This window comes from Candidatus Nitrosopumilus salarius BD31, assembly GCF_000242875.2.
GTDB classification, from domain to species: domain Archaea; phylum Thermoproteota; class Nitrososphaeria; order Nitrososphaerales; family Nitrosopumilaceae; genus Nitrosopumilus; species Nitrosopumilus salarius.
The window spans coordinates 1-4,260 of the sequence record NZ_AEXL02000147.1 but is presented as its reverse complement, the minus strand read 5'-3'; the positions used below and the strand labels follow the sequence as shown (position 1 = coordinate 4,260).

Sequence of the window (4,260 nt, the reverse complement as noted above, 5' to 3'; positions counted from 1 at the left end):
AGATATCTTCTATCTCCAAAGACAACGCTGCATATCACACTGGAATGCTAGATATCAATGATAGGGCATTATTGTTAAAAACCAATATCATGGATGCGACTCCATACATGTATGTCAGTCCTGCAAACATGATGTTTAGTACTATTTGGATTGCTGTGGTAATTGCAATTTTTGCCGTAATCAAACGAAAGAAAGAGCAATTCAAAGAAACAGATGAAATTGGAGTTTAAGGAATATTCAAATCTCGTCTAATCTCGTCCACTGCTCTAATTCCATATATGTCTCTTATTTGTTGAACTCTTACAGATTCCTTTAACATGTCTCTACCTATGGCATTTGTTAAAATTGAATACACATCACTAAATCTAATCTCCCATTTGTCTGCGCAATCTAAAATTTTGCTTACTGCCCATTGTCTTACTTCGTGAGGAAGTGGAATTTTTTCTCCTGATTCAATAGAAATTCTATCAAATAAATTAACAATTTCTGCTGTTTGTGTTGCCATATTTTCAATGTCTTTCACTTCGCCATATTTCGATTCTCCGTTCATTCTGATGTTTGATTGATATTCAGACAACTTTAGCAATGCCATCATTTCTTTAGATGAATCATTTGATGACTTGTTTGTAACATTCTTGACTGTTTGTATTTCTTCAAATAGTTTCTCAGATTTTTTATGAAATTCTATGGCTGATTCGTCTTGTCTTTTCAGGGTGTCTGAAACTGAAGATATTTTTTGTTCAATACTGTTTGTTTTATCAAACACGTTTTGCTTGAAATCTGAGAAATCTGTCTGAACTGATTTGAGCCCCTCTCCAACAAATGCAGTTGAATCTGCTCTTTTTGCTAACGCTCCAATCTCTGTTTCAATTTTATCTATTTTTCCTCCTAGTTCTTTTATCGATTCTAGGCTCAAATTGTCTATTGAATTTGCCTTTGCTGCTATTGTATCAAATTGCTGCTTGAGTCCATCAATTACCAATCCTAACGAATCAATTTTTGATGCCTTGGAAGATATGGCATCAATTGTAACTTTGATCGCATCTAATTCAGCATTCAAGTTTGTTGTAGATGATGCTCCTTCAGCAATTCTCTCAAATTCCTGCTTGAGACTTTCTATGATTTGAGATCCCGTATCTAATTCTGCAGTTTTTCCTGAAACTTCTTCTATGCTAGTTTTCAAATTATTTATTTCATTTCCAATTTCTAAAAATGAATCTGTTTTTCCAGAAACCTTTCTTAGATCATCTCTTACTTCGTCAATTCTTTGAGCAATTTTGATTATCATCTGAGAATTATTTTTAATTGAATTCATACTGTCTTCTACTTGCTGGGATAACTCTTGTGATTTGGAGTTTTTTTGCAGTTCTGAAATCCTGCTTATCTCATCTTGTAATTTTGCAGTCTGATCATTTATCTTTGTAACCAAATTAGATTGTGTTCTGACTTGATTTAATCCCGCAAATAGTTTTTGAGTATCGTCTTCTATGATGTTGATCTGTTTTGATTGTTTTTGAATATGTTCTAATGTGGATGATAGTGTGTCTATCATTCCTTTCATCGATATCAATACTTTTTGGTTTTCACCGAAAATTTTTGACATTACTTTGATTTCTTTTTGTAATGACTTGTTTGTGTCTGAAACTGATGCCACTTTCTTAAGTAATGCTGATGGATTTGGCTCTTTTTTTGTTACTTTTTTTGCCTGGTTTGTTGTTTTTTTACTTGATGTTTTAGCAGCCATATGGATTGAATTAAAAATTTGAAGATAAAAAAGTTGGGTCTAAAATAAAAAATGTAAAGAGTTACTTGTTTACAACTTCTGGTTCATGAAGTAACTCATGAAATGTCTTTTCAGCCAACCCGTTTGCTGTTTCGATAAATCCTCTTGGACAATATTCGCATTGAATCATACAGTACGGTATAGTACCGTACTATTAATAGTAAGGTGATTACACTGTAACCAATTATGCAGTCAGATACCCCAGGTCATATCTCTTCATTGTGTTCAGTTGACCTAATCATCACTCTGCATATGGATTATGATCATTAAGCATAAAGAGGTTAAACATTACGAATATTTTTGAGCCTGAACAATTCCTTGAATTTTGCATTTTGGATTTCTGAATTTTCATTAAGATCCGTTTTTAAACAAATTTACTAACTGAAAACATGGAATACATTTCACTTCAATTGGATTCAAGTGGAATTCATAGTTCCCTTAACAACACTGTGCATACTTTAATTGAGCAAATTACTCCTGAACTACCTCATACAAGTTTTGTTACTGATTTGGCATTCATTATGATAATTGGCGCTGTGGTGACTCTTGCATTTTTTAAAATAAAACAACCATTGATCATAGGTTATCTTTTTGCAGGAATGTTGCTTGGACCACTTTCACCTATTTGGTCTTGGTTGTTGCCTGACGGTGGTCCCTCTGCTCAAATAATAGATGGAGTGGGCATTTTATCTGATATTTCGGCATTGAATCTTTTTGCTGAAATTGGTGTTATTTTACTTCTCTTTGTAATTGGAATAGAATTCCCTTACGCAAAAATAAAGAGTATTGGCCGTGAGGCCGTTGGAATTGGATCTGTGGGATTGTTCTTAACAATGGGAGTTGTATATTATGCTGCAAGCATTATTGGCTTGGAATTTATGGATGCGTTGTTTATTGCAGCAGCACTATCTGTATCAAGTACTGCCATAATTGTCAAACTTTTAGAAGAAATGGGAAGGATCAATAAAGAATCATCCATTCTCATTCTCGGTATTTTGATTGTAGAAGATATAATCGCAGTTATTCTGATATCCTCGTTACAATCCATTGCTTTAGTAGGGACTGTATCTATAGAATCTGTTATTGTCATAGTTTTAGTTGCAACAGGTCTTATTGTTGGAACTTTTACTGTTGGAACCCGTGTCATTCCTCCTTTAATTGATAGAATTGCTGCAGCTGAGCATCGTGAAATTTTATTACTGGGAGTTCTTGGTCTGTGTTTTGGTTATGCATTATTTGCAAATATTGTTGGTTTGTCAGTTGCAATTGGGGCTTTTCTAGCTGGGGTGCTTGTAGCTGAATCGAAATCCGCTGAAGTTGCAAAACTACTTTCAAGTCCTATCAAAGACATGTTTGTAGCGATCTTCTTTATTTCTGTTGGAGCATTGATGGATGTTTCTGAACTAGAAAATTACATTCCTTTAGCTATTGCCTTGATTGCAGTTTCAGTTGGAATGAAATTTGGAGGAAATATGCTTGGAAATATAATTTTTAGACAAAAACGTGGTAAAGCACTTCGTTCCGGCTTCACACTGGCTGCTCCACGAGGTGAATTTTCAATTGTAATTGTAAAGGTTGGTATTGATATCGGTGCTGTTAGTTCTTTCCTGTTCCCACTGATTGGTATAATTTCTATAATCACTGCATTCATTTCACCTCTTTTGATAAAATCTGGCGATAAAATAATCTCTAAATTGGAAGAGAAAAATGTCTGACGAATTAAAGAAATTATTAGATCAAGTACATAGTGGCATCACTACTTTTGATTTTGAGGGGAAACAAACCCCCTGTATCCAAATTGAAGAGAAAAAATATGATGAGATGATATCCAAAGTTGCTGGACAATCTCTATCGATTAACACTGATTTGAATATTTTGCAAGATGGATTGGGAAATGTATTTGTTGAAGTTTTTTTGACATTTTCAAAAGGAAATATCACTGAAAAATTTCTTGTTAATGCAAAAACCGATCTTGCGTTTTTTGAATCTCTTGCAGAGACATCAATGCTTGCACTTTCTTCTCCGAAATCCCATTATGGAAAAGATAACATTTTCATGATTCAATTACCTCGTCCAGAAAAAGCTCAAGAAGCATTAGATATAATTCAAAAAGCACTAACTCCTAAAAATTGATGTTAATGGTGCAGTTACCGGGATTTGAACCCGGGTCACGTACTTGGCAAGCACGAGTACTAACCAGACTGTACTATAACTGCAACAACCCTAAAGGTTGAATTTGGATATTAAACTGTTTTTAACTAATTCATACAAGATTACTTGTGGATGAAAATCTTCTAAGGAAAATAGAACAAAAAATTCAAGATACAATTTCTAACAAGGATGAAATTAAACAACTAATTCAATTACTTTCAACTATAGATAATTCAAAATCATTTGCTTTGGGTATTGCTGTGGGCCGAATCTACAATGCTTTTTATTATCAGTCAAAAAGAATTCTTGATCGAGAACCTACAAAA

The 4,260-nt window shown here is 33.8% G+C and carries 4 protein-coding genes, 1 tRNA gene and 1 pseudogene; 4 read left to right on the top strand and 2 right to left on the bottom strand.

The features are described from left to right. Positions 1 to 230, top strand: a pseudogene (locus tag BD31_RS08565) (glycosyl transferase); the annotation flags it as partial. Here the strand turns inward: BD31_RS08565 and BD31_RS08560 are convergent. After that, positions 227 to 1,744, bottom strand: a complete 1,518-nt coding sequence (locus BD31_RS08560; protein WP_008301278.1) for a YhgE/Pip domain-containing protein — start codon at positions 1,742 to 1,744, stop codon at positions 227 to 229. The pseudogene BD31_RS08565 and the gene BD31_RS08560 overlap by 4 nt on opposite strands. Before the next feature lie 428 nt (positions 1,745 to 2,172). Here BD31_RS08560 and BD31_RS08555 point away from each other — a divergent pair, with 428 nt between their 5' ends. Both BD31_RS08555 and BD31_RS08550 read left to right on the top strand, forming a co-directional pair. Further along, complete coding sequence (locus BD31_RS08555; protein WP_008301279.1) at positions 2,173 to 3,498, top strand: cation:proton antiporter; 1,326 nt, start codon at positions 2,173 to 2,175, stop codon at positions 3,496 to 3,498. Continuing rightward, entirely contained in the window at positions 3,491 to 3,916 is a 426-nt protein-coding gene (locus BD31_RS08550; protein ID WP_008301277.1) for a hypothetical protein, read from the top strand. Before BD31_RS08555 ends, BD31_RS08550 begins: the two co-directional genes overlap by 8 nt. A 6-nt stretch (positions 3,917 to 3,922) precedes the next feature. Here the strand turns inward: BD31_RS08550 and BD31_RS08545 are convergent. Beyond that, positions 3,923 to 3,999: transfer RNA gene (locus BD31_RS08545), tRNA-Gly, on the bottom strand. Between the two features lie 63 nt (positions 4,000 to 4,062). On the opposite strand from BD31_RS08545, the gene BD31_RS08540 reads away from it, so the two are divergent. Further along, the coding region (locus tag BD31_RS08540) for a hypothetical protein (protein ID WP_008301275.1) at positions 4,063 to 4,260 on the top strand (198 nt) is incomplete at its 3' end.